This is a genomic window from Parvibaculum sp. (assembly GCF_049672805.1).
Taxonomy (GTDB): Bacteria; Pseudomonadota; Alphaproteobacteria; order Parvibaculales; family Parvibaculaceae; genus Parvibaculum.
In genome coordinates, this window is record NZ_JBATWS010000442.1 from 1 (window position 1) to 4,695 (window position 4,695).

Genomic DNA, 4,695 nt, shown 5'->3' on the forward strand with positions numbered 1-4,695 from the left:
AAGGACATAGCGACGGTTGAAGTAACGCCGCAGCACCTCACGCTCGCCGCGCCCGAATGTTATGAGGAACTCGGCACCTATGCGCAGATGAACCCGCCCATTCGCGGCCACGAGCATCGCGCGGGGCTGTGGGAGGGGATCGCCGCAGGTGTGGTCGATGTGCTTGGCTCCGATCATGCGCCGCATACGATAGAAGAGAAGGCACAGCCCTATCCGAAATCCCCTTCCGGCATGCCCGGTGTGCAGACACTGGTGCCCGTCATGCTCAATCATGTGAATGCAGGCCGCCTCACGCTTCAGCGTTTCGTGGACCTCACCTCAGCGGGGCCGCAGCGTGTGTTCGGCATGGCGCGCAAGGGCCGCATCGCGGTCGGCTATGATGCCGACCTCACCATTGTCGATATGAATGCCGAGCGCGTCATCGAAGACAAGTGGATCGCCTCGAAATGCGGCTGGACGCCCTATAACGGCATGAAGGTGAAGGGCTGGCCTGTCGGCACAGTGGTACGCGGCCACCGCGCCATGTGGGAAGACGAACTCAGCGCCGAAGCGACAGGCGAGCCGATCCTCTTTGTCGAAAATCTCCCGCATCGCTGACGCGGGCGCTCCCGCTCTCTCAATTCACAAATGAAAACAATGGATTAGAATTGACGGCGGGCCAGAGGGGAGAGCACTCCGGCAGCGGCGCCGCACGTCGCTTGACCCGATGCCGGATTTGGGTTCGTTTGTCGCCCAAAGCCATTCATAAAAAGCCATCAAGACAACAGGCACAGGTGAGGGAGGGGATATGACAGGGACATTCCGCGCGATCCGCGTATCGAAAGGCGAAAAGGCCCCGCAGGTCGAGTTCGTCAATCTCACGGAAGCCGACCTGATGGAAGGCGATGTCACCGTCGCCGTCGAATATTCCACGGTAAATTACAAAGACGGTCTCGCCCTCACAGGTGCCGCACCAATCATCCGCCATTGGCCACTTATCCCCGGTATCGATTTCTCCGGTAAGGTCGAGACATCCGATCACCCTGATTTCAAACCCGGAGACCGTGTGGTGCTGAATGGCTGGGGCGTCGGCGAAGGCCATCATGGTGGCTATGCGCAAAAGGCGCGCGTGAAAGGCGACTGGCTGGTGAAACTCCCCGACGCAATTTCGAACGAGCAGGCCATGGCAATCGGCACCGCGGGCTACACCTCCATGCTGTGCGTGCTCGCGCTTGAAAAGAATGACGTGAAGCCCGGCTCCGATGTGCTCGTCACCGGCGCTGCCGGAGGTGTCGGCTCCGTCGCCATCGTGCTTCTTGCAAAGCTCGGCTACCGCGTCATCGCCTCGACGGGCCGCCTTTCCGAAGCGGATTATCTAAAAACTCTGGGTGCGGATGAAGTGATCGACCGCAACGAACTGTCAAACCCCGCAAAGCCGCTCGGCAAGGAGCGTTGGGCAGGGGCTGTCGATGCGGTGGGCAGCCACACCCTCGCTAATGTTCTCTCTATGACGAAATATGGCGGCACGGTTGCGGCCTGCGGCCTTGCGCAGGGGCTTGATCTACCTGCTTCCGTCGCGCCCTTCATCCTGCGCGGCATCACGCTTGCGGGCACCGACAGTGTGATGGCGCCGAAGGAAAAGCGCGAGGAAGCGTGGAAGCGTCTTGCCACCGATCTCGACATGAAGAAGCTCGAAGCGCTTAGCTTCCGCGCAAAACTTGATGATGTGCCGAAGTTCGCTACCGAGATTCTCGCCGGAAATGTGCGCGGCCGCGCCATTGTCGATGTAAACGCCTGATAAGGGGAATGTGACCTTGGACCTCAATTTGCCCCCTTTCCGCGACCCGAAATATGTTGAACGCCGGATCGAGGTGGAGCGCCGTGCCGATGGCTCCATCCTGCTCCGCAATCCGCATTCGCTGCGCACGCCGCCTGTCAATCTGATTGAGCCGATCCGCAAATGGGCGGTGGAAGCACCCGATCGTGTCTGGCTTGGCAAGCGCAAGCCAGTTGCCCCCGGCACCACTGGCTTCGGCGAATGGGAATTGCTGACCTATGCCGAAGCCAATGCGAAGGTGAATGCCATTGCGCAGGCGCTTCTCGATCGCGGCTTCAATCAGTCAACGCCGGTGATGATCCTGTCCGGCAATTCGATCGAACATGCGCTTCTCATCTATGGGGCGATCCTTGCGGGTGTGCCGGTTGCGCCTGTCTCGCCTTCCTACAGCACGATGAGCTCGGATTTCGAAAAGCTCCGCTATGTGTTCGGTCTCGTCGAACCGAAGCTGATTTTCATGCAGGATTCCGCGCCTTATCTGCGCGGTCTCGAAGCGCTTTCGCTGGATGGCGTTGAACTTGTCACAGTTGACGGCTCACTCGGCACACCCTTCAGCGATTTCCTTGGCACGACGCCGCGCAATGATGTCGAAGAGAGCTATGCGCGCCTCAACTATGACATGGTGGCGAAATATCTCTTCACCTCCGGCTCCACAGGTATGCCGAAGGCCGTCATCACCACACAGCGCATGATGTGCGTGAACTCGGTGATGCCGCGCAGCGTGATGGTGGAAGAAGAGGGCGATGAGCCGCCGGTTCTTCTGAACTGGCTGCCCTGGAACCATTGCTTCGGCGGCAATGCCATTCTGAACAATCTGCTCGTCTCGGGCGGCACGCTTTACATCGATGGTGGTCGCCCCGTGCCGGGCGGCTTTGCTGAAACGGTGCAGAACCTCCGCGAGATTGCACCGACGGCATACTCGAATGTGCCTGCGGCCTACACCATGCTGATTGACGAACTTGAGGCGGATGAGGCGCTTGCGAAGAACTTCTTCTCCCGCCTGCGCTCGCTTGCCTATGGGGGTGCCGCGCTCAGCCAGTCGCTTTATGATCGCATCCAGAAGGTCGCCATCCGCGTTGTCGGGGAGCGCATCGCCTTTTCATCGGGCTACGGCGCAACCGAAACCGCGCCCACCATCTGCAATGTGCATTGGCCGACAGAGCGCATGGGCCTTCTTGGTCTGCCGCTGCCGGGAGTTGAACTGAAGCTCGCGCCCGTCGGCGAAAAACTTGAAGTGCGTGTGCGCGGCGATTGCATCACGCCCGGCTATCACCGCAACCCGGAAAAGACAGCCGAAGCCTATGACGAAGAAGGTTTCTATCGCCTCGGTGATGGCGCGCGCCTTGTCGATCCCGACCGGCCGGAAGAAGGTCTGGTCTTTGACGGTCGCGTGGCGGAAGACTTCAAGCTCTCCACCGGCACATGGGTAAGCGCGGGCAAGCTGCGTGTCGATGTCGTGACGAACTCGAACGGCATTCTGTCTGATGCCCTTATTGCGGGGCTTGATCGCGCATGGATCGGCGTGCTCGGTTTCCCGAACATTCCCGCCTGTCGCAACATTGCAGGCGATCAGTCTCTCGCCATCGAAGATCTCATTCGGCACCCGGCGGTGCTGGAGCAGCTGGCGGAAGGGCTGCGCGGGCACAACAAGGGCAACCCCGGATCGAGCACGCGCATTGTCCGCGCGCTGCTCATGGCAGAGCCGCCCAGCGTTGATGCAGGCGAACTGACAGACAAGGGCTATATCAATCAGGCGGTCGCCCTTTCGCGGCGCGCGGCGCTGGTTGAGAAACTCTATGCTGATCCGCCCGGCAACGATGTCGTGATCGTCTGACGAGAAGGGCAGCGCCTGCATGATTGATTTTGGACTGGTGGCAAATGGCGTGGCGATCGGCCTTGCGGTCGCAGCGCCCATCGGTCCTGTCAATCTGATCGTCATCAGGCGCACGCTCCGCTATGGCTGGCTGAACGGATTCCTCACGGGCGGTGGCGCGGCGACAGGAGATGCGATTTTCGCCGCTATTGCCGCATTCGGGCTGACGGCCGCGATCGAACTCGTCATCCGCTTTGAAATCGGACTGCAAATTGTGGGCGGGCTTTTCCTTCTGGGCCTTGGCATCCGCACGCTGATGGTGCGTCCCCGTTTCGATCAGAACGCGGAGGAAGGGATTTCGGGCGCCCTGGCGGCCGTCTTTGTAACGACCTTTTTACTCACCATCACCAACCCTGCAACCATGCTCGGCTTCATCGCCATTTTCGGCGGAGTGGCGGGGCTTGCGAGTGCGGGCGAAGATTACGGCCATGCGGCAACGGTGGTGCTGGCCGTCATGGCCGGGTCGGCGCTCTGGTGGGCGAGTCTGTCCGGCTTTGTCAGCCTCTTTCGTCACCGGATGAATGATGTGCTTCTTGGCATCGTCAACAAGGTGTCGGGTATCCTCATCATCATTTTCGGCGGCGTGGTGCTCGCGCGTGTCGCCAGTCTGTTTTTGCTTTAAGCTTCCGGCACCGGCACGCAAAGAAGCCGGAAACGGATAACAATGGAGGTTCCGGATCATGAATGGCGCAGAAAGCCTTGTACGCACACTGGTCAATTCAGGCGTGGAAGTCTGCTTTTCAAACCCCGGCACCTCGGAAATGCATTTTGTGGCCGCGCTCGACAAGGTGGAGGGCATGCGCGCCATTCTCGGCCTCTTTGAGGGCGCGGTGACAGGCATGGCGGATGGTTATGGCCGCATGGCCGAAAAGCCTGCGGCGACGCTGCTCCATCTCGGCCCGGGCCTCGCAAACGGCCTCGCCAATCTTCACAATGCGCGCCGTGCGCAAACGCCCATCGTGAACATCGTCGGCGATCACGCGACCTATCATGCGCAATATGATGC

5 protein-coding genes are annotated in these 4,695 nt (G+C 60.2%); all 5 read left to right on the forward strand.

Annotated elements, in window-relative coordinates; genetic code table 11:
* Positions 1–597 (forward strand): amidohydrolase family protein (locus WBF74_RS13775; protein ID WP_424440888.1); only part of this gene is annotated, 597 nt, incomplete at its 5' end.
* 190 nt (positions 598–787) lie between these two features.
* The gene (locus tag WBF74_RS13780; RefSeq protein ID WP_424440890.1) at positions 788–1,777 is read left to right on the forward strand and encodes an MDR family oxidoreductase; all 990 of its coding nucleotides are present in this window, start codon (positions 788–790) and stop codon (positions 1,775–1,777) included.
* A gap of 10 nt (positions 1,778–1,787) precedes the next feature.
* Positions 1,788–3,650 carry an AMP-binding protein gene (locus tag WBF74_RS13785; RefSeq protein ID WP_424440892.1) on the forward strand — a complete coding sequence of 621 codons (1,863 nt, stop codon included), beginning with the start codon at positions 1,788–1,790 and terminating at the stop codon, positions 3,648–3,650.
* Positions 3,651–3,669: 19 nt separating this feature from the next.
* Entirely contained in the window at positions 3,670–4,311 is a 642-nt protein-coding gene (locus tag WBF74_RS13790; RefSeq protein WP_424440894.1) for a LysE family translocator, read from the forward strand.
* Positions 4,312–4,369: 58 nt separating this feature from the next.
* Positions 4,370–4,695 (forward strand): thiamine pyrophosphate-binding protein (locus WBF74_RS13795; RefSeq protein WP_424440896.1); only part of this gene is annotated, 326 nt, incomplete at its 3' end.